This window comes from Marinilabiliales bacterium (assembly GCA_007695015.1).
In the GTDB taxonomy this organism is placed as follows: Bacteria; Bacteroidota; Bacteroidia; order Bacteroidales; family PUMT01; genus PXAP01.
Genome location: REEN01000064.1, coordinates 69,815 through 91,158 on the forward strand (window position 1 = coordinate 69,815; position 21,344 = coordinate 91,158).

Annotated in this window: 21 protein-coding genes and 1 tRNA gene; 4 read left to right on the forward strand and 18 right to left on the reverse strand. The window is 45.9% G+C overall.

Translation table 11 applies throughout. From position 1 onward, the window contains the following. The first annotated feature begins 78 nt into the window (after positions 1-78). Positions 79-837 carry a biotin--[acetyl-CoA-carboxylase] ligase gene (locus tag EA408_09175; protein ID TVR71505.1) on the forward strand — a complete coding sequence of 253 codons (759 nt, stop codon included), beginning with the start codon at positions 79-81 and terminating at the stop codon, positions 835-837. A gap of 15 nt (positions 838-852) precedes the next feature. Here EA408_09175 and EA408_09180 read toward each other — a convergent pair whose 3' ends face one another. Both EA408_09180 and EA408_09185 read right to left on the reverse strand, forming a co-directional pair. Then, complete coding sequence (locus EA408_09180) at positions 853-1,284, reverse strand: hypothetical protein (GenBank protein TVR71506.1); 432 nt, start codon at positions 1,282-1,284, stop codon at positions 853-855. Further along, entirely contained in the window at positions 1,281-1,922 is a 642-nt protein-coding gene (locus EA408_09185) for an orotate phosphoribosyltransferase (protein TVR71535.1), read from the reverse strand. Before EA408_09185 ends, EA408_09180 begins: the two co-directional genes overlap by 4 nt. On the opposite strand from EA408_09185, the gene EA408_09190 reads away from it, so the two are divergent. Further along, on the forward strand, positions 1,795-2,544 hold the full coding sequence (locus tag EA408_09190) for an NUDIX domain-containing protein (GenBank protein ID TVR71507.1): 750 nt from the start codon (positions 1,795-1,797) through the stop codon (positions 2,542-2,544). The genes EA408_09185 and EA408_09190 overlap by 128 nt on opposite strands. On the opposite strand, the gene EA408_09195 is transcribed toward EA408_09190, so the two are convergent. The 7 genes from EA408_09195 to EA408_09225 form a co-directional block, all read right to left on the reverse strand. Beyond that, on the reverse strand, positions 2,537-3,967 hold the full coding sequence (locus EA408_09195) for a TlpA family protein disulfide reductase (GenBank protein ID TVR71508.1): 1,431 nt from the start codon (positions 3,965-3,967) through the stop codon (positions 2,537-2,539). The two genes, EA408_09190 and EA408_09195, sit on opposite strands and share 8 nt — an antisense overlap. Positions 3,968-3,972: 5 nt before the next feature. Next, complete coding sequence (locus EA408_09200; protein ID TVR71509.1) at positions 3,973-4,446, reverse strand: pantetheine-phosphate adenylyltransferase; 474 nt, start codon at positions 4,444-4,446, stop codon at positions 3,973-3,975. Between the two features lie 97 nt (positions 4,447-4,543). Further along, positions 4,544-5,089 (reverse strand): hypothetical protein, encoded by a 546-nt coding sequence (locus tag EA408_09205; protein TVR71510.1) that lies wholly within the window; start codon positions 5,087-5,089, stop codon positions 4,544-4,546. 2 nt (positions 5,090-5,091) lie between these two features. After that, positions 5,092-7,557, reverse strand: coding sequence for an endopeptidase La (gene lon, locus EA408_09210; GenBank protein ID TVR71511.1), 2,466 nt, complete (start codon positions 7,555-7,557; stop codon positions 5,092-5,094). Positions 7,558-7,665: 108 nt separating this feature from the next. Next, positions 7,666-7,929 (reverse strand): type B 50S ribosomal protein L31, encoded by a 264-nt coding sequence (locus EA408_09215; GenBank protein TVR71512.1) that lies wholly within the window; start codon positions 7,927-7,929, stop codon positions 7,666-7,668. Between the two features lie 101 nt (positions 7,930-8,030). Further along, positions 8,031-9,512 (reverse strand): aminotransferase class V-fold PLP-dependent enzyme, encoded by a 1,482-nt coding sequence (locus tag EA408_09220; GenBank protein TVR71536.1) that lies wholly within the window; start codon positions 9,510-9,512, stop codon positions 8,031-8,033. A 136-nt stretch (positions 9,513-9,648) separates the two neighbouring features. Further along, a complete protein-coding gene (locus EA408_09225; protein TVR71513.1) occupies positions 9,649-10,992 on the reverse strand; it encodes a hypothetical protein in 1,344 nt (447 codons plus the stop codon). A 116-nt stretch (positions 10,993-11,108) separates the two neighbouring features. Between EA408_09225 and EA408_09230 the strand changes: the two genes are divergently transcribed. Both EA408_09230 and EA408_09235 read left to right on the forward strand, forming a co-directional pair. After that, a tRNA-His gene (locus EA408_09230) sits at positions 11,109-11,182 on the forward strand. A 168-nt stretch (positions 11,183-11,350) separates the two neighbouring features. Continuing rightward, positions 11,351-12,514 carry an RtcB family protein gene (locus tag EA408_09235; GenBank protein ID TVR71514.1) on the forward strand — a complete coding sequence of 388 codons (1,164 nt, stop codon included), beginning with the start codon at positions 11,351-11,353 and terminating at the stop codon, positions 12,512-12,514. A gap of 24 nt (positions 12,515-12,538) precedes the next feature. Here the strand turns inward: EA408_09235 and EA408_09240 are convergent, their stop codons facing one another. From EA408_09240 to EA408_09280, 9 genes are all read right to left on the reverse strand, one after another. Further along, positions 12,539-13,399: an RNA polymerase sigma factor RpoD/SigA gene (locus tag EA408_09240; protein TVR71515.1), complete on the reverse strand. Its 861-nt coding sequence runs from the start codon at positions 13,397-13,399 to the stop codon at positions 12,539-12,541. Between the two features lie 25 nt (positions 13,400-13,424). Continuing rightward, entirely contained in the window at positions 13,425-13,712 is a 288-nt protein-coding gene (locus tag EA408_09245; protein ID TVR71516.1) for an ArsR family transcriptional regulator, read from the reverse strand. A gap of 15 nt (positions 13,713-13,727) precedes the next feature. Beyond that, positions 13,728-14,798, reverse strand: a complete 1,071-nt coding sequence (locus EA408_09250) for an alanine/ornithine racemase family PLP-dependent enzyme (protein TVR71517.1) — start codon at positions 14,796-14,798, stop codon at positions 13,728-13,730. An 11-nt stretch (positions 14,799-14,809) separates the two neighbouring features. Beyond that, positions 14,810-15,961, reverse strand: coding sequence for an alanine racemase (gene alr / locus EA408_09255; GenBank protein TVR71518.1), 1,152 nt, complete (start codon positions 15,959-15,961; stop codon positions 14,810-14,812). A gap of 4 nt (positions 15,962-15,965) precedes the next feature. Beyond that, the gene (locus EA408_09260) at positions 15,966-17,108 is read right to left on the reverse strand and encodes an amidohydrolase (GenBank protein TVR71519.1); all 1,143 of its coding nucleotides are present in this window, start codon (positions 17,106-17,108) and stop codon (positions 15,966-15,968) included. 20 nt (positions 17,109-17,128) lie between these two features. Further along, the gene (locus tag EA408_09265; GenBank protein ID TVR71520.1) at positions 17,129-17,575 is read right to left on the reverse strand and encodes a GNAT family N-acetyltransferase; all 447 of its coding nucleotides are present in this window, start codon (positions 17,573-17,575) and stop codon (positions 17,129-17,131) included. A 422-nt stretch (positions 17,576-17,997) separates the two neighbouring features. Then, positions 17,998-18,483, reverse strand: coding sequence for a MarR family transcriptional regulator (locus tag EA408_09270; GenBank protein TVR71521.1), 486 nt, complete (start codon positions 18,481-18,483; stop codon positions 17,998-18,000). 105 nt (positions 18,484-18,588) lie between these two features. Then, a complete protein-coding gene (locus EA408_09275; GenBank protein TVR71522.1) occupies positions 18,589-19,887 on the reverse strand; it encodes an esterase-like activity of phytase family protein in 1,299 nt (432 codons plus the stop codon). A gap of 17 nt (positions 19,888-19,904) precedes the next feature. After that, positions 19,905-21,320: a hypothetical protein gene (locus tag EA408_09280; protein TVR71523.1), complete on the reverse strand. Its 1,416-nt coding sequence runs from the start codon at positions 21,318-21,320 to the stop codon at positions 19,905-19,907. Between the last annotated feature and the right edge of the window lie 24 nt (positions 21,321-21,344).

A 21,344-nucleotide genomic window follows, 5' to 3' on the forward strand; every position in this document is an offset into this window, starting at 1 on the left:
ATTGTCAATGCCTGTAATTCATTCCTAAAACGTACTTTTGATGCTCATATTGCAGATCAAAATCTCTACTGGTAAGATATGCACCCTGGAAATACTGACTGGATCATACAGACCTATCCGGTACTTGAATCTACAAATGACTTTTGCCGGGGCCTCCTCGATAACGAAGATGTTAATGAGGGCACAGTTGTCAGGGCTGTTATACAGAGGAAGGGAAGGGGACAGGGCAATAACAGCTGGTATGGGGGTAAAGGAGAAAACCTCACATTCTCAATCATCCTCCGCCCCCGATTCCTCAGTCCGGCAAACCAGTTTATGCTTTCTATGTTGGCATCACTGGCGATCAGTCGCTTTCTTGACATTTACACTTCAGGGGTTAGAATAAAATGGCCTAATGACATATTTGCAGGCGATAAGAAAATTGCCGGGATCCTCATAGAGAACTCGGTAATGAATAACCGGATTGAAAGCTCTGTGGTCGGCATTGGTCTTAATATCAACCAGGAATTACCCGGCAGTCACCTGCCCGGTGCCGTCTCGCTCAGACAACTTACCGGCAGCATATTTGACCTTGATGAATGCCTTGATCTTTTATTGCTGAAAGTTGACCGGCTATATGCAATGCTCAGTGAAGGCAGGGATGAAATTATAAAACAGATGTACAAAGAAAGGCTCTACCTGCTTGACAGTGAAGGCGTCTACCGGTCAGAAGGAACTGTTTTCAGTGCCTTTTTAAGAGGCGTAGACAACATGGGGAGGCTTGTGCTTGAAAAGACTGACGGCGAAAAGATCTGTTACAGCATGCAGGAAGTTGAGTTTATCAGGCCGGCAGACTGAAAGTCCGGCTACCTGTCAACCACCTTGAAGCTGCTTATTGTTAAGCTCCTCCGACAACATGGAAGCAATAATCTCAACTCCTTCCTGTATAGGTTTTCTTGCCATCATCCTCATCATTGCGTTTAGTTTCGCCGAGAGCACCAGCCTGAGAACAGTGTTATTACCCGGTGTTTCATCAAGTTCAATTGCCAGGTCAAAAGAGAAAGGCTGTGATCCCTCCGATTCAAATCTTATAACCCCCTCTTCACGGGAAGGAAGTCTGCGAATACCGATCTCCCCGATACCGTCTACAGTAAAACGGCATACATCCTGATGCACTTCCAGGTTCCTCACCCGGCCCTCAGGCACAAGTTTCTCAAGATTGCCTATATCCGAAAGAAAGCCGTGTACAGGCTTTCTGGGTGCATTTATGGTTTTTGCTGTACTCTCGAAGGTTGTCATTATCATTGGTTTTGAATACCCCATCCTGCAGGATCAATGCGCCACTGCTCAAGAGTTGCAAGCTGGTTGTCGCTAACAAGATCCATTGTCCTGGCAGTTTCAATCAACGCAGTATAGTTGGTAAGAGAATGCAGTTCACATTGCATTTGCCTGAAACTGTGTTCTGCCTCCGCAAACCCGTAAGTAAAAATTGCAAGCATACCCTCAACATGGCACCCAGCCGATCTGAGGGCCTCTACAGCCGACAATGAGCTGCGTCCCGTTGAAACCAGATCCTCAATGACCACAACCCTGTCATCTTCAGAGACCCTTCCCTCAATCCGGTTTGCGAGACCGTGTCCCTTGGGCTCCGGCCTCACATAAGCGAATGGAAGGCCCAGTGCTTCAGCTACCAGTACTCCATGAGCTATGGCACCTGTGGCAACACCTGCAACAAGGCTGGCGTCAGGATAAAGTTCGGCGGTCAACCGGCTGAATTCATCCCGCACAAGTGTCCGAACCTCAGGGAAGGAAAGGATGAGCCTGTTATCGCAATATATAGGTGATCGCCAGCCTGAGGACCATAAAAATGGGTTTGCTGGTTCCAATTTTATTGCCTTAATTTGCAATAGTTGCTGGGCAATTCCAGTTCCGTTTACTTTCATCGTGCAAATGTATAAAGTTTTTTTCAACGAACGAATAGTCTTTCTTTCACCTGATTTTCTTAAAAGTTTCGAGGAAAATCAGGGTCTATTCTACAAATACCGGGATAAAAGTGAGCTTAAAGAGCTACTCCTCGTATTTCTTGCACTCAACAAGATAAATCAGTTATTTGTCTGTCATCCCGACGTCGATAATCTCATGAAAGAGTTCAAATCCTGCTTCAGGTACGTTGAGGCCGGGGGGGGACTGGTACGGAACGATCGTAACGAGGTGCTGTTCATAAACCGGTTTGACAAGTGGGATTTGCCGAAGGGAAAGTCCGACGGCAATGAGTCCGCGCAGGATACAGCAATCAGGGAAGTGGAAGAGGAATGCGGCATCAGTGGTCTGGAGATTGAATCGGAGTTGTCGCCTACTTATCACACCTACTTCGAAAAAGCAGTCCCTCATCTGAAGAAAACCAGGTGGTTCAGTATGCGTTATCAAGGGAATGAAAAACCAAAGCCGCAGACCGAGGAATTCATCACCAAAATCATCTGGGGTAAGGAAAAAGACCTTAATCTGATAAGGAAGAATACATACCCTTCAATCATAGACCTTCTGAAAGAAGCCGGCATTATCTGATTAGTCCGTCCGACCGCAGGGTCCGTACAAGAAATCTTTCAAAATCTTCAGATGGAAGCGGTGCAGGGGACATTAAAAGTTTGCCGTCACGGCCGATAAAATAGCAGGTTGGAAACATCCTTATATCATAGTCCTTCAGAACCGAAGGCTGGTCGCCGTAAAAAAGGAAGTCCCAGTTGTAATCATTTTTTTCCAGGAAGCCGGTCATCGCTTCAAATTCCTCAGCAATGAAAATTGTGACAATCCTGAAATGTTCGCCAAACCTTTCATCAAGACGCTGAAGCAGATCATATTCAGAAAGGCAGCTGTAACTTGCTGCTGTGCAAAAATTGAGATACACATACTCTCCGTGATAATCTGACAGGTTTACAAAGACACCCTCCCGGTTTTTCATATTTATCTCAGGTGGTCTGAAACCGGTCATCAGCCGGGTAGTCTTCTCCCTTATATTCCGGGCTATATGAGCATGTTCCGGATAGTTTGTACTGACAGCCAGCGAATCAAGGATCCTGAGCAGCGCAGACCTGGAAAAGTCCGAACCATAGAATGAGTCATGCAGCCCCTTCAGCATTACCATCTCAAGCAGCCTGTCACCGCCAAGCACGTCGTCGTTCTGCAGCGTATTCATTAATCTCGAATAACTTGCAAACTTGTTTATATCATCATGTATACTTTTACCCCTGGCCGTTCTGGCCAGGAACAGGAAGTAGTTATTGTATACCTGGTTAAAAAGCTCCATGTATGCAATATTGTCATAAAGTACGGGGGCATCCCTGAAGTAGTTGTCGGATATGCCGCGTGATGCTTCCACCCGGGCCATCATCCTGAAAAAGGCCATCCTGTATCTCCTGTAATCATCAAACCAATCATTTCCGGTACCGGAAAAAAGTCTTTCGTTTTCCAGGCTGACAGAGTCAAGTATTTGCTGATCCCTTTGTGCAGTAAGAGCTAAGAAGGGTTCCCCGAAAAGGGTTTCATAATACCCGTCAAACTCACTGATAAGGTTGTTTAATTCGTCATCATCATGATTTAAAACCGCAATATGGGTGGGAGTTCCTTCAAAATAGGGGTTAAGGGATTCCCAGCGTGTCCTGGGTGTTTTTTCAGGCAGAACAACCTGGTAATGCTTACCTGATTCAACGTACATATATAGATAATGAACACCCGAGTTTGAAAATACATATAAAGGATTATCCTTTGCAGCAGCAGTTGCTGAGAAGCTTTCAGTGCTGTCAACACTGATTGTGACAAAAACCTCCTCTGTAAAAGTTATGTTGTCTTTATGGTAATGGAATACAATATCATGTCCGGCATAACCGGGAGCATGACCGGAAATCCTGACGCTGTCAGGGTGCCCCGAGGAAGTGCCGACCAGGGCAAACATAACTACAAGTATAAAAACAATCCGGATCTGCATTATCAAAATACTCAGGGTTTGAATTCAGCCAGTTTCACTCCAGGGGGAACAAACTTCGAGGCATCACCTCCGTGTCTGACTATATCACGAACAATTGTCGAGTTGACCGGGGTGTGTTCAGGCCTGGTTAGCAAAAAAACTGACTCAATACTATCATCCATGGCTTTGTTTACCTGGGCAATGGCTCTCTCAAACTCAAAGTCCGCCGCTGTGCGTAAGCCCCGCAAAATGAACCGGGCATCCTTCTTCCGGCAAAAATCAACAGTAAGTCCGCTGAACCATGTAACCTCCACCCTTGGTTCATTTTTAAAAACATTGCCGATCCACTCCAATCTTGTCTCCAGGGGGAAATAACCCTGTTTGCTCGAATTGTAACCAACCGAAACAATTATCCGGTCAAAGATGGAGAGGGCTCTGTTTACTATCGATTCGTGTCCAACGGTAAAAGGGTCAAAGGAGCCCGGAAAGATAGCTGTATTCTGCATCGTATTTTTTTTTATTCTGCACTGGGATCAGGGCAAAAGCTCATTAATGCAAATGTAGTTCAAAGAAATATAAAACTTCGGAGTTTACTGTTGTAATTTAATCGCCGTACGAAAAGGTCACACTGCCAAATATTGAATTCGCACTGATTAAAAGATGCGGTTTGTCGGACTCAAAATCATCAGACAAGAATCTTCCCCTTCCGAAAACAGGAGTGTTGACCCCCGGCATTTTAACCCCTGCAAATATCGCATCAACCGTTACAGAAACAGGAATGCCTTCGGGCAGATAAATTGTACTGGCTGAAAACAGGTTATTGATTCTCAGCTCCTTTTTTGTGTTAAGCCCTGACAGGTTATCCAGAATAACCACTGCCTTTGAAAAGACTATATGAAGGTCGCCGGGTAACGTATCCCCTGCCTGAATGGTCTCTGTTTTGAAAAATATCTCGTTCCCGGCAGTTTTTACCGGCCATGGCATTGGGTTGCCCGACAGAAGCCTGATACCGGTAAGTATCACCAAGAGGCCAAAAATGGTCCTCAAAACAGGGAACCTAAGGTTGAATATAACCCTGGCAAGCAAAACACCTCCGCAAAGCACCAGGAATATGCCCCAAAAAGCCAGGTTATCAATCTGCATAAACATGATCAAAGGCCTTCCATGAATGCGGGCTCACTGACCTTCTCCTTCAGCAGAGCTATATCGAGCACATCCAGTATGGTTTTAACATAATGGAAGTTAATTCCCCTGAGATATATTTCATTTATCTTCTCCATATCCTTTTTGTTATCCTCCGAAAGGATAACATTTGTAATATTCGCCCTTTTCGCAGCCAGTATCTTCTCTTTAATGCCGCCTACCGGCAGCACCCTGCCGCGAAGGGTTATCTCACCGGTCATTGCGGTTGCCTTCCTGATTTTCCTTCGCGTAAAAGCAGAGGCCATCGAAGTGACCATTGTTATGCCTGCTGAGGGGCCGTCTTTTGGTATCGCTCCTTCGGGTACATGAATATGGACATTAACCTTCTCAAATATTTCCGGGTCAAGATTCATGTATCCGGCGTGAGATTTGAGGTATTCGTGGGCAAGCTGGGCAGATTCCTTCATCACATCGCCCAGGTTGCCGGTAATAGTAAGGTTTCCTTTGCCTTTGCTAAGGCTGGTCTCCACAAAAAGTATCTCGCCTCCCGAGGGAGTTACGGCAAGACCTGTAACCACCCCGGCAAGATCATTACCCTGATAGAAATCCTTATTGTATTCCGGCGGCCCCATCAACTTCCTTACAAGTTCGGCTGAAACCTTCCTGCCGGGCTCTTCACCAAATGCGACCATTTTGGCAACACCCCTGATAATCTTGGCAATCTTCTTGTCAAGTTCCCTTACTCCTGATTCCCTGGTATAGTTTTCAACTATCACTTCAAGAACTTTCGCGGTAAAAGATAGAGCTTTGGCGCCCATTCCATGATTCTCAAGTTGTTTGGGAACCAAATGCCGGCGTGCAATCTCAACTTTTTCTTCAACAATGTACCCGTTCACGTTAATGATCTCCATCCTGTCCCTCAGCGCAGGATGAATTGTATTTACCGTATTGGCGGTTGCTATAAACATTACCCTCGATAAGTCATAATCAAGTTCCAGGTAGTTGTCATGAAAAGCAAAGTTCTGCTCAGGGTCAAGCACCTCCAGCAGAGCCGAAGCCGGATCGCCATGCACATCACGTCCCACCTTGTCTATCTCATCAAGGATGAAGACAGGGTTTGATGTTTTTACCCTCTTGATGTTCTGGATTATCCTTCCGGGCATTGCACCAATATAAGTTTTCCTGTGACCCCGTATTTCAGACTCATCATGCAGCCCCCCGAGCGACATTCTTGAAAATTTCCTCCCGATTGCTGATGCGACCGATTTTCCGAGCGATGTTTTCCCTACTCCCGGAGGACCTACAAGGCAAATTATCGGAGATTTCATGTCGCCCTTAAGTTTGAGCACGGCCAGATGTTCCAGTATCCTCTCCTTAACACTCTCAAGTCCGCTATGATCCCTGTCAAGAATCCTCCGTGCCCTTTTCAGGTCAAAATTATCCTTTGAATACTCTCTCCAGGGCAGCTCCAGGAGAAGATGCACATAGTTTACCTGTACAGAATATTCCCCGGAGGCAGGATTAAGACGTTGCAGCTTTACCAGCTCCTTCTCAAAGGCCTCGCCCGTCTCCTTTGACCACTTCTTTTTCGAAGCCCTGTCACGCATCTCGGCTATCTCCTTCTCCATCGGATTACCCCCAAGCTCATTCTGGATGGTCTTCATCTGCTGGTGCAGGAGGTATTCCCTCTGTTGCTGATCGAGCTCCGATTTAACCTTTGACTGTATATCCTTTTTAAGTTCCAGCATCTGTACTTCCCTGCTCAAATGCTCCAGGAGCATTTCGGCCCTTTTGTACAGCTGATCTATTTCCAGTAATTTCTGTTTTGCAGAAATGTCAACATCCGAATTGGAACAGATGAAATTGATTAGAAAAGTGGAACTCTCAATATTCTTGACTGCAAAAGATGCTTCAGGGGGAATATTGGTAGATAGTGTTATTATCTTAAGCGACAAATCCTTCAATGACCCGATCAGTGCCTGAAACTTATTGTCCTTTCGCTTTGGTACCACATCATCAAGTCCACGCACACTGGCTTTAATATAAGGCTTCTCTGTTACCAGGCCTGTAACCTCAAAACGTTTTTTGCCCTGTATTATAACAGACGTGGCCCCGTCAGGCATCTCAAGTATCTTAAGTATCTGTGCAACTGTACCGACCTTGTACAGATCATCCAGGGAGGGATTGTCGGTCTCCATGTCCTTTTGTGCCAGGGCGCCTACCAGCTTGTTTCCCTTATAAGCATCGCGTACCAGCTTAATTGATTTCTCACGTCCGACAGTTATGGGTATTATAACCCCGGGGAACAGCACTGAGTTCCTGAGGGGCAGCAGTGGAAGAATTTCAGGCACCTCGGTACGGCTGAGCATATCTTCATCTTCCTCCGAAATAAGCGTAATATAGTCAGCATCCTCATCTCCCGGATTACCCCCCAGAATATCTGACCATAATAGATCTGTATGTTTTTTCCTCATTTTACAATTTAATCAGTCATTAGTATAAACAAAATTATCCGGCTTTGGTTCGCACAAAAAAACCCCGCACTGGCAGGGTTTATTTTAGGTTTTCACTGATTATTAGCCTCACTTTTTCTTATCCATGTGTTTCTTGTATCGGTTCATGAACTTATCAACCCGTCCGGCAGTGTCAACCAGTTTCATCTTGCCTGTATAAAAGGGGTGTGAGGTGTTTGATATTTCAAGCTTGAACAACGGATACTCCTTACCGTCATCAAGTTTTATGGTCTCCTTGGTCGGAGCCGTAGACCTCGAAATAAAATACTGATCATTGGACATATCCTTGAACACCACAAGGCGATAATTTTCAGGATGAGTTTCTTTCTTCATATCTTAAAGTTTTTATCGGAGTGCAAAGATAATTTTTGTATTTATAATTACAAAATATTTTACAGCTTAATCCACTCAAACATCAGTCAATATCAGCGGGCCTAAAAGCCTGTACTTATCTCAAACAGGTGTGCCAGCTTCTCTTCCGACAGTTCAGGAAAACTTTTGTGTACAAACTCATTTTTTTTGAGCTCATGCCGGTACCCTGACGCAAGTGTTTTATGATTGAGGGTAATATCCCTTACCGCTTCGATTATATAGCCAATCTCTTTGTCAGTCGTTGTGGGGTGCAGGGACATCCTTACCCAGCCGGGTTTGGATGACAGGTCGCCGTGATTGATCATATCGGTTATCTCCTGAGACTTTTCATGGCTCACCTCAAGTAAAAAATGTCCGTAGGTACCTGCGCATGCACAACCCCCGCGAACCTGAATGCCAAATTTGTCGTTGAGAAGCTTCACAAAAAGGTTGTAGTGAATATCGGAATGGTAAAACGAAAACACGGCAAGCCTGTCCTCGACATTGTCGGCAAGTATTTTAATGCCCTCAATGCTTCGCAGTTCATTAAACACCCTGTTCACTATCTCCCCCTCCCTCTCAATGATATTTGATGTACCCATAAGCTCCTTCAATTCGATTGCCAGTGCCGCCCTTATTGCCTGCAGAAAACCAGGGGTACCTCCATCTTCCCGTGCCTCGATATCATCAACATATTTATACTTGCCCCAGGGATTGGTCCAATCCACCGTCCCTCCTCCTGAGTCGTCGGGTGATTCACTGTTGTAGAGGCTTGCATCAAAAATAAGCACTCCCGATGATCCCGGTCCTCCAAGGAACTTGTGAGGAGAAAAATAGATCGCATCAAGCTTCTCCATAGGATCAGGCGGATGCATATCAATATCGACATAAGGTGCGGAAGCGGCAAAGTCGACAAAACACACCCCTCCATGTTCATGCATTATCCTGGCAAGCTGTCGGTAAGGGGTCTTTATACCTGTAACATTTGAACAGGCTGTGAATGCCCCTATCTTAAATTTCCTGTTGGTGTAATCCTTCAGTTTGGTCCTGAGCGAATCGAGGTTCACCAAAAGGTTTTCATCAGGTTCAATCAGCACCACATCGGCAATCGTCTCATACCATGAGGTGTGGTTGGAGTGATGTTCCATATGGGTAAGGAACACGACTGGCCTGTCAATTTCCCTGAGGCATTCCCTGTTCATGAGCTTTCCGCAGCCCTTAAGTCCCAGTATCCTCTGAAGCTTGTTTACAACAGTTGTCATACCGCTGCCTGCAGTAATTATCACATCGTTGGATCCGGCGTTGACATGTTTTTTTATAATCTTCTGGGCCAGATGGTAGCAGTGTGTAGTGTGGCTGCCGTTATGACTCGTTTCGGTATGGGTATTCCCCACAAAGGGCCCGAAAACGCCCGACATCCTGGCTTCTATGTCGGCGTAAAGCCTGCCGCTCGCAATCCAGTCAGCATAAATAACCTTCTGAAGTCCAAAAGGCGATTCAAAAGATGCATCCACACCTACAATCCTCTGTCTGAACGGAGTAAAATATTTCTCTAGTTCGGTCATTTTTTCATACTTTAGTATATACAGCTGGCTGCCTTTGCATCTGCAACCTCCGGCATCCTGCAAATTTAATCCCGTTTAACATTTAAAAACGTGATAAATACCATGTTTTGTGACACACCACCCGGCATTGACCTCATTAATAAAATTCTATGATCCTCATGGCGATTAGCAGAAATACAACTATGATAAGAAAGGAATACCCGAGATAAATGCCTACCGGAATATACTCCCATGGCTTTATTTTAAGCCTGAAATAATTATATAACACGAGGATCAGTTTCTCAACAAAGAAAACAATCGCGGTTGCCAGGGCAACCCCTAGAAGGCCATAGTGCCCGATGAGAAAAATACTCAGCGACACATTAAGAATTATCTCAACCAGTGATGCGCCCATCACTACCCTTGTCTTCTTCAGTCCTATCAGTATTGTCTGGGGGAAAAGCAACCGGCTCGTGATCAGCAGCAGATATACCATGAACACATCGGCGCTGCGTGAAAACTCCGGACTGAAAAGATTGACATAAATCACTTTGCTGAAGAAAAGCAGTAATATGGAAACAGGGAAGAGTATGTGCATCAGACGGGCTGACCTTTTTTTAATATTAACAAGTGCCGGCCTGATCCTGCCCGGATCAGAAAACTCAGGCAGCATGGCATTGCTCAGGCCGTTGGCCATCAATATTACCAGCGGCATCTCCTTGGCACCAAATCTGAAAAGTGCAAAGTTCGCCGAATCATAAAATGCCGTTATGATCACGCCGTCAATATACTGTGCCGAGCCGCTCAGGAGTGAACTGATAATAAGCGGCATCCCCAGGGATATATGTTCTTTCATGAAGCCGGGTGAAAACCTCCATTTGGCATGTCTTTTGAGCAGCACGCCAAGCCAGAGCAACCTGAGGACGGATATTCCTATCAGGCCCCAGACAGCATATTCAACAGGGTAACCGGCCAGAACAGGCAGTGTTACCATTGCAAGCTGAACGGCGAATGTAACAACACCGTAAATAACCATGTTGGCAGGACGGTTCTTAAGAAGGTATATATACTCAATTAGGTGCCCGGGATTGCTTATAAGTACATATACGAACACCAGATTCATGAAGGTGATATCCCTTACTCCCTCAAAAAGGTGAAAGGCCCTCTGAAAAAGAACACAGAAAATGAATGCAAGAAAGCTGAATGCGGAAAGCAGGAGGAACGCATTGAAAAGCTCGGGTGACTTCGACTTCCTGTTGAGAGATACAACCCTGAATGCCTTGTTGCTGTTGTATAGCGGGAGAAGAGACTGGATCAGTCCGTTAACCCAGAAAAAACTCACCGCGCTTGCAATGAAAAGCGAAAGCTCATAATAACCTATCTCGGCCACTGAAAGCGAACTACGTGCAAAGATCACGCTTATCAGGAGAAATGTGGTAAACCTCAGGACCTGGAATGCCTGGAGGCTTCCCACATTTGATATTTTCTTCAGAAAAACCAAGTCTTGTATATTGTTTTAGTGGGTAAATATATGGATAAAATATATTCCTGATCCATAAATGGTATTGTGGTTGTCTATACTTAAAAATTAATATTTATCTTTGCACTCGCAAAATGGTGGTCGTAGCTCAGTAGGTTAGAGCGTCAGATTGTGGCTCTGAAGGTCGCCGGTTCGAATCCGGTCTTCCACCCGTAAAAATGAAAACCTGAGAGTGGGGTTGCTGCCATCATGGTACAGCCCCACTCTCTTTTCATTCATCCCTTCTTAAAACTATCACTGCACGTCCATTTTCGGCATATTAAGGTATATTGAGTAATTTTGTTTATATAACGGAAGGCAATTATCAAATTCAGCAGATATGATACGAACCATAACCACCGAAAATATCCCCATCAAACTCTGGATTGACGATATTGAACCCGGTGCCATGGATCAGGCAAAGGACATTGCAAACCATCCCTATGCAGTTCACCATGTTGCAATAATGCCCGACTGCCACCAGGGTTTCGGCATGCCTATAGGCGGAGTTCTCGGGACAAGGGATGTTGTAATACCCAATGCCGTGGGAGTTGATATCGGATGCGGAATGTGCGCAACGAGGACATCTCTCAGGGAGCTCTCGCGCGTCAGGCTTGCCGGTATTGCAGACGAAATAAGAAGAAACATACCTGTCGGTTTCAGACATCACAAATCAGCCCGCGACACCAGACTGATGCCTGGTCTAAAAGGGCGGCTGCCGGTAGTTGAAAGGGAGTACAAAAGTGCAACATATCAGCTTGGCACACTCGGGGGCGGGAACCATTTTATCGAGCTCCAGAAGGGATCAGACGGGTTTATCTGGATAATGATCCACTCGGGCAGCAGGAATATAGGAAAGCAGGTAGCGGATTACTATTACCGTAAGGCTGTAACTCTTAACGAGAAGAGCTTCAGAAACCTGAAAACCCCTAAGCAGCTCTCATTCCTGCCTCTTGATAGCGAAGAGGGAGACAAATACCTGAGTGAAATGGATTATTGCGTCAGGTTCGCATATGCCAACAGGAAGCAGATGATGGATGTGGTTTCATCGGTAGTGGCCGGCCATGCCGGCAGAGGAGTTGAATTCTCCCGGTTTATCAACATAGCCCACAACTATGCAAGCCGGGAAGAGCACTTTGGAATGCCCATGGTAATTCACCGTAAAGGTGCCACGTCAGCCCGTAAGGGTGAATACGGGATCGTGCCGGGCTCCCAGGGAAGTAACAGCTATATAACAATCGGGCGCGGCAACCCACAGAGTTTTGAAAGCTGTTCGCACGGGGCAGGCAGGGTGATGGGCAGGAAAGAGGCACAAAGGAAACTTGATCTGAACTTCGAAAGGGAAAAGCTTGAAAAGAAGGGAATAATCCACAGTATATACCGCACCAGAGACCTTGATGAAGCTTCAGGTGCCTACAAGGACATAAACCGGGTTATGAAGTTGCAGTCCGATCTGGTAGAGATCGATACGGTACTTGAGCCTCTTGCAGTGGTCAAAGGGTAACCCTTTGCATGATATAAATCCCCGCTAACCGAGATACATTCTGAGGAGTTTGTTCTTGGATTTATGACGAAGCCGCTTGAGCGCCTTCTCCTTTATCTGTCTTGTCCTTTCTTTGGTAAGTCCGAGTTCCTCTCCTATGGCCTCAAGAGACATCTCCTGCCTTCCAAGTCCGAAATAGCATTCAAGCACATTGCGCTCCTTTTCAGACAGAATACTTAGGGTGCGGGATATCTCCTTGCGAAGAGAATCTACCATCAGCTCAGAGTCGGCAATGGGGGAGTCCTTGTTCTCCATTACATCCAAAAGGCTGTTGTCCTCTCCGTCGACGAACGGGGCATCAAAGGACATCGGTCGTCCGTTGAGTTTAAGTGTTCCGGCAACTTTCTCCCTTGTCATTTCAAGTTTCTCTGCAAGTTCCTCATCAGAAGGATCACGCTCATTCTCCTGCTCGAAACGGGAGCTTATCTTGTGTATCTTGCCAAGTGAACCAACCTGGTTAAGGGGAAGCCTTACGACCCTTGCCTGCTCAGATATGGCCTGCAGTATGGACTGCCTGATCCACCATACTGCATAGGAAATGAACTTGAAACCTTTTGTTTCGTCAAACTTGGTTGCTGCCTTAATAAGCCCAAGGTTACCTTCATTGATGAGGTCGGGCAGGCTCAACCCCTGGAACTGGTATTGCTTGGCGACCGAAACAACAAAACGCAGATTTGCCTTGACCATTTTCTCGAGCGCCACCTGGTCACCCTTTTTAATCCTTTGGGCAAGTTCCACTTCCATTTCAGGTGAAATAAGATCCTCCTTGCCTATCTCCTGCAAATACTTCTCAATCGAGTTCGAATCACGGTTTGTGATCGACTTTGTAATCTTTAATTGCCTCATATCTTATTTTTTGTAAATTTCAAAATCAGTCATCCTTGCTTAAAGAGATCAGCGTACTGTACCTCTCTTCATTCAAATTGAAATTGGGCGGATCGGTTTTCTTTTCGATCAATCCGAGAAGTTTCAGTTCCAGGATATGATTGGTGGCCGATTGCTGTGAAACACCCAGATCACGGACTATGTCGCCGAAAGAAGAGGGACCTTTCCTTTTCAGCATTTCGAGTATTTCCATCTTCACCTTATCATTCAAAATTTCCCGGGACCTGATAACGGTCAACTTTTCAACAATATTGCCCCTGGTTTGTTCATGCATACCAACATTTTTTTGTTAGACAATCTTTTTATCAATATAATTTGAATTCATTATATGCAAAGTACCCATATAGTTCAATTTGAGTTCAATTGTATCACCTACCCTGTACTTTGGTTTCCTGGTGCCAAGGTCAACGACTATCATATCTGACGTTGCCCCTGATATCTTTATCTTTTTGTCAGCAGGCTCAATATAATCAACACTTATATCCAGTATCCCGATATCCAGGATTGCCCGGTATGTTGTTTTTCCAAGTTCGCTGTCGTCAAACTCCGGAGTGTCGCCGGTAAGATTGGTGCCTATTTCTCCCACAGGCACGATCGGTTTTTCAGTCAGTTCTATGATCTCTGCATGAAGTTTGAATATTCCATTCCTCATTCCCTTAATAAGCTTGCCGGTAAAAAGGTCCTTGCCGAAAAAAAGGCTCTCCCCCACCCTGAAATGATCAACCGTGACCGGCAGGATACGCTTTACAAGCAATGGTATCGTGACTGAAGATCCACCTGAAACATAAGGGATCTTTTTCCCGAATTTTGCTTCGATCAGCTGCTTGTAAAGCCCCAGCTGTATAAGTTTATCCTGACTGGGCATGATCCCGTAAAGGCAGTTCAGATTAGTCCCGATACCAATAACCTCGATATTGGGAAGGTTAAAAATACTGCCGTAGAAATCAACCAACTGGTCTCCCAAAACACCTTCCCGAAGATCTCCCATTTCGATCATAATTATGATCTTATGCACCGTTCCCTGCCTTGTGGCCTCCTCATTCAAGAGCTTTATGGTATAAAGCTCGGTGTTCAGGCTGATATCGGCATACTTCACGACCGACCTTATTGCCCGTTTGGCCGGGGGTTTGATATATACCGTCTCAACTTCCGGCGCCAGACTCTTAATAGTCTTCAGATTGCTGACCCTGGAGTCGCACAATTGCTTTGCGCCCAGACCTATCACCTCTTTCAGGTAGGTCCTGTTGCCGCATAACAGTTTTGTAACGATGCCCCATTCAATATTATTATCCCTGAACAGTCCTTCCAGATAGTTGTAGTTATGTTGAAGCACCTCCCTGCGGAGTTCCATAAATGCCATACTATGGTATTTTAGTTTACAATAAATCTGGGAATAGCTTCCGGCAACCTGGTAAGCAATTCATAGTTAAGCTGGTTACTGAATTCACTGAACGAAGCAACTGAAATAGTCAGGTCGCCCTGACTTCCTATAAGCACAACCTCATCACCGGTTTTTACATCCGGCAGCTGGGTTACATCGGCAATCAGCATGTTCATATTTACCAGCCCAATCACACCAACGCGCTGACTGTTTATCAAAACACGCCCCTGATTACTCAGCGACCGGTTGTAACCGTGAGAATAACCCACGGGAATCACTGCAATCTTCTTGTCCTCCTGTGCCAGGTATATTGTCCCGTAACTGACGAACTCGCCCCTTTTAACCTTTTGGATGCTCATTATCCTGCTTTTCCAGCTAATAACACGGTTCAGCGGGTCTTCCTTGTCCTTCCTTCTTCCAATATACTGGATAAACGTTTCCGCACTGGGCCAGTATCCGTATTGCAGAATTCCCATCCGCACCATGTCAAACCTTGCTGAAGGATATGTCAGGGCGGCAGCCGAGCTGGCTACATGCCGGTATTCGGGCACAAGGCCACGTTCTGCAAACCACTTGCAAATTCTTGTGAACCGGGATATCTGTTTCTGAATTCTGACATGGTTTGCTATGCTCTCGGCTCCGGCAAGATGTGTGCAAATACCCTTCAGCTCAAAGGAGCGCCGCTCACCTGATATTATCTCTGCTGCCTTCCTAAGCTCACTCTGCTTCATTCCTGTCCGGTTCATGCCGGTCTCCGTCTCCAGGTGCACAAGTGCCGGGTTACCGGTGCGTTCATTTAATTCCACAACCTTTTTCAGCCGGTAAAGATCGAAAACAAAAAACTCCACCTCGTTTCTTACGGCCCATTCAATATCATTATCATCAAGCCATCCCATGATCATGATCCTTGAACCGGGACTTGTGATCTTTTTGAGTCTTTTTGCCTCACATGCGCTGAATACAGAAAAGTGATCAATCCCTGTTCCCTCTGCCACCGGGACATATTGCTCCATTCCGTGTCCATAGGCATTTGACTTCACTACCGAGGTAATCTGTACCTTATCGCCAAGATGATGGCGCAAAAACCCGATATTGCCCTCAACAGCTTTTCTGCTTATCTCAATAATTGATGTATCAGCCATCTCTTTATCCTAAAATCTTTAATGACATCCTGGTAAGCATATTAATACCAGCTGATGTTATATCGTCAGGAAAATCATAGTCCGGGTTATGCAGCTCGGGGTGCCCCTTCCCGGCACCAATCCCGAAAAGCAGACCACGGGTCTTCCTGGTAAACCAGCCAAAATCCTCCGACCATCTGAAGGCATCCCCGGGGTCACAAACTTCAAGTGACAGCTCCTTTGCTGTGTCTGAAGCCATTTGTGCCAGGCCCGGATCATTAACCGTAGCCGGAAATCTCTCCGTAAAGCTTACTGAACACTTCAAGCCCTCTTCACCGGCAATACTTTGGGCAAGCTGAACCGCCCTGCCGGAAAGTTCCTCCATCTCATTATCGGCACATGCCCGGAGAGTTGCCATGACCAGGGCATGACCCGGACTTGTACCGAAAGCAACCTCACCAAGTCTTGCATGTATTACCGTTACCAGTGCAAAGCTTTTAAAGATATCTGATCCGGCTATTCCCGGCAGTACCTCCAACAAACGCGACACCGCCCTGGCGGGACTTAATCCGTTTTCAGGTTCAGCCGCATGCGATGTTTTGCCCTCAAGCCTTATAATAATGCCTTCAGATGCCATTGCAAACACATCCGGCCTGACGATAACACTATTTTTTTTGTACCCCGGAAGATTATGCATCGCTATGGCAAAATCGGGCATCAGCCTCTCAAACCGCGGATCACCCAGTACTGCCTCAGCACCTTTACCGTTCTCTTCCGAGGGTTGAAAAAGGACTACCACCTCTCCCTTTTCAGGTCTTTCAGAGGCAAAAAACTTTGCCACACCTGCAGCAACCGCCATATGTCCGTCATGCCCGCAGGCATGAGATACTCCGGTGTTAACAGACCTGTAATCAAAATTATTCATTTCGGTAACCGGTAAGGCATCAAGCTCAGCCCTGATGAGCAACCTCCTGCCATGACTGTCACCGCTGAACCTTGCTGCGACCCCGTAACCACCAATACCACAAACAATCTCATCAGGCTGCAACTCTTCCAGAAAGCGAATAATCCTTCGTGATGTGACCTTTTCATTACCTGACAATTCGGGATATTTATGCAGCTCTTTCCGTAAATTGACAATTAACTCCAGGTCTGATATTTCGGGCATAAATCGTTTAAGTGGGTAAATTACTTCTTTTTGGACAGCCTCATTTCCATGTACTTGTTGGTAAAGCCAAGCTTCTCGTACAGGAACCTTGCAGGATTATCATGCTCCACATGAAGCTTGACATCGCCTTCTGCAAGATCTATGGCTTTGATCATGAGTTCCTTGCCATACCCTTTCCCTCTGAACTTCTGGTCAACTGCAATATATACCAGTATGTTTTCGGGAATATATCCCTCCATACCTGTCTTGTTGATCACCACCACACCTACAATATCATCATCGACTTTACCCTGAAGCACAAAACCGCCCGGACCGGGAATCTCGCTCATCGCGTAGGCAGTGGCCCTGCCAATGGCCTCTTTGGTGTCGCGAAACTGGTCAAGATGTGTATGAAGAAAATCAATAATCTCTGTTCTCTCTCCGTCGCTAATCGGATTGGATGAATTGAAAATTTTGAATCGTAACATAGACTTTAATATTAGCTATTAATTTCTGCACGACAAAAATACGAAAAATCGGGGAGAGATGCAAATAATTCTATAACCACTGCGCCCGTATGGGGATGGCGGGGCCACGGCCGGTTGCAACCCTTTACTGCTATATATGTGATATATACGGGAGACACAACCGTGAAATACACGCATTCACAGATATAACCTTTCAATACAACGTTGCAAGAACAGGAATATATTAGTTTCTATAGAAACCATTTTAACGGATATCGCTTAGTTCTCTGTCATATAAACTATTACCCCGAAAACAGTGTTCCGAAGCATCAAATAGAAAAAGTATTGCCTTTCCGGGGAAGTTAACCCGGTAAATCAGTGCCGGCCTGCTGTTAACTTATATGCCGTAATATTTCGAGTATGCAATTTCCTGACCAGCATGATTATTTCTGTCCGGTAACTATCTCATCTTCGAAGGTAATGACCGGACTTGCATCTATGCTCTGGATATCAAGGTAGTCGATCAGCAGGTCAAGTGCATTGTTGATGGTTTGCGCATCGCCGGGTGACACAGTCCTCAGATTCTCCGACAGGCGCTCATGCAAAAGCGGGGGTATCGAATCAAGGAGGTCTGAGGACTTTGAAGTTAGCACAATTGTAGTTTTCCTTTTATCATCCTTTTTCGGAAGTCTTGCAATAAGTCCCCTGCTCTCCAACCGGTTAATTATACCGGTAACGGTGCTGGGATTAAGGTTGAGGAAACTGCATATATCCTTCTGGGTAGACCTGAAATCGGGAGAATTCCTGAGGAAGTTGAGACACAGCACCTGGGGGATGCTCACCCCGTGTTCCCTGAGTATCTTTTTGGATTCCAGATTAATGGAACGAACTATCTTCCTTATCTTGATCAGGATATCTGTATTATCCACTTCTTCCGTGCTTGGTTGCACCGGCTAAATTATATAGAATTCCGATAAAAGGAAAGCAAAATCAGATTTGCTTTCCTCTACCGGGTCCTGGCCAGATTCATAATATCAGTCAACAACACCGGCCAAAGTCAGGTGTTCTGGAAGACTGAACAGATAAAGACATGTCTGGTGCCCGGGCTTGATAATATGGGCGTCGTTATAAGGTGCATCAATATCGTAATCATTATCATTGATTATTGCGATGGTCCTTTCATCTATGATGGTAATCCCCTCCGGCTTATCAAGTTCAGGGTCATAACCGGCAGCTATCATGTCGAAGAGGTGGGTTTTAGCAACCACCCTGATACCGTGCTGCATTGCTCCCTGTGCATCATTTAGCTGCTCCGGGGTATAACCTCCATAATCTTCACCTTTCAAAGGAGTGGCCTTGCTTATGTCAATTCTGTAAACATCCATAAACTGTGAATTCCCACGGGTGGCATGCTCAATAACCAGGAATTCTGTATCATTTATTGCCACCATATCGGCGACTTTCCAGTCCCTTACCTTTACATTATCGCTGGCATCGGCATGCTCATATAAAAACATCCTGGTCCGGCCAGTACCCGGATCAAGTTCAAGCATCCGCACCAGTCTTGATTCTTCACTCACCTCAGGCCCCGGGAACCACATGGGCGACTGCAGTATTGCATACACAAGTCCTGACGGAGTTATGGCAACACTCTCAAATCCGCGGTTGGGCCTCCGGTACTTAAATACGGTATCAATTGTCCTGTAATATTCATTTACAGGCTCAGGCCCCCAGATGGCACGTGTGATCCCTGTACGGGCATCAACATTCCAAATAGAAGTTCTGTATTCGTCTGCTATCCAGAAATCATTATCATGCCCTATGGCAATACCTTCTGCGTCAATACCCCAGGTGTCTTCACCGGCAGGAGTTGCTTCAAGGTCCTTCCAGGCTATTTCACGGTTCATGTCAAGGCTGCCCGGAAAGGGAAGCCCTGTAACGGTCTCTCCGTCTGGTTTTCTAAGCGGCATTTCATCAATTATAAAGAACCTGTCACTCTCCAACCTTGCCCTGAATATTTTTGGGGCGTATCCAGGAAACGGGAAAATCTTCACATTCTCTCCATCCGCTAATGGATGAGCTGTAGCAACCAGATTGGGGCCCCTGTCGTTTACCAGATAAAACTCCAGGTCAGTGCCGGGAATATATGCAAGCCCGGAGATCCCGCCCTCAAATATCTCCATCTCATTGAAAACGCCTATCAGTGGAGGGTTATCAAGACAGAAGACCTGCATCCTGACAGGAGGAGTGCCGGCTGGGCCGGCATTCCTTGATCCGCAGGACTTTAAACTGACTGCAGTACAAATTATAGCTATGATCAATAATCTTTTCATACTCCCGGGAAATTTAATCAGGGCGCATAATAATCACGTACATTATGCCGGTTGCCTGCACCGTTGCTAAATCCACCAAGCGGGTAGCAACCAATATCTGCGCTCGGCGGAGGGACTGGATATGAAAGAGCTTTCGGCCCAACTTCTGTTATTGATGCAGTCGGGGTAAAGGCATCAGCGCTGCCGGCGCCCACAAGCGGTGACCCTTCCTGGAGCCTGAAATCCTGGTCTCCCACAAAATTCAGGTTGAGCGGCATTATCGACGAATTTTCATGAACATTCCGGTAATCAGCCTGATCAAACTGATCAGCAACATAATTCACAAACATCGGATCTATATTTTCAAGATTGTCGTTAACGATGTGCTCCCAGGGAAAATCGCCCCCGATAGTTCCGTTGGCAGGATAAAAGTTATCAAGGAGCGGACCTTCATTATCATCGAAAACTCCATGTCCGTAATAATGGGTATGTCCGATGAAGGTTTTGGTATAATCGGCGCTATTTACTACCCGCATACCATAACGGCAGTTGATTACCGCATTATTGTACCAGTAACCTCCGGCACCACTTTCAACATTCATCGATCCTCCGCGACCCGGAGCCACCCTGCGGTAACCCCCGCCTACAATAGTATTGTTATATACATCGATTATGCTCTGGGTAGGCAGTCCTCCCCCTGAGCCTGTTTTGGGACCGTTTGTGGCCTGACCAATTATCATATTGTAGGCAAAAACCCCAACCGTTCCGCTTTTGGCGTTGAGGGCCTCACCTTCAACTTCACCGTTGCCCTCAAACGTGTTCCTCAGGATTGCTATCTTGCCGCCTTCCGGCCTGATAGCATCATCGAGAAAATAACGAAACCAGCTATCCTCAATAATCAGGCGGGTATCTTCATCCTCGGTGTAGAACCCGTAAATGGTTTCCCCTTCATCAAAGACAGACGAAACCCCTCTCATGCGGCCACCGAAATATTCCATATGTGTCCACTTAATAACTATATCCCTGGCACCCACAAGACCAATGAATCCGCCGATATAACCCTGGTTCCAGTTTTCTTTCTTCCTGTTCTCGGATATGGTTGTTATCCAGTTGGGGTTCTGTTCAGTGCCCAGCGAATAGAAGCTGCCATAAATAATAAAAGAAAAGGCCTCATTACCATCTTCCCCTTTGGCACGGGATTCTATCCTTGAGCCTGCTTCCATAACAATCTCCATATCTTCAGGAACAATCAGATCTCCGGTAAGGTAGTAAGTCCTGCCGGACTTCAGCGTGCCGAACATCTCACCCGACAGCTCATTAGTTTCATCTGTTATTTCAACAGGCCCGGTCACTCCGTTCGGATCTCCGTTTTCGGGTTCATCATCTTCTTTGTCGCAGGCTGCAATAACTGCAACAATCGCAAGAATAAAAATGCTTATTTTCCAAATTTTCATAATAATTGATTTTAAATTATAAAT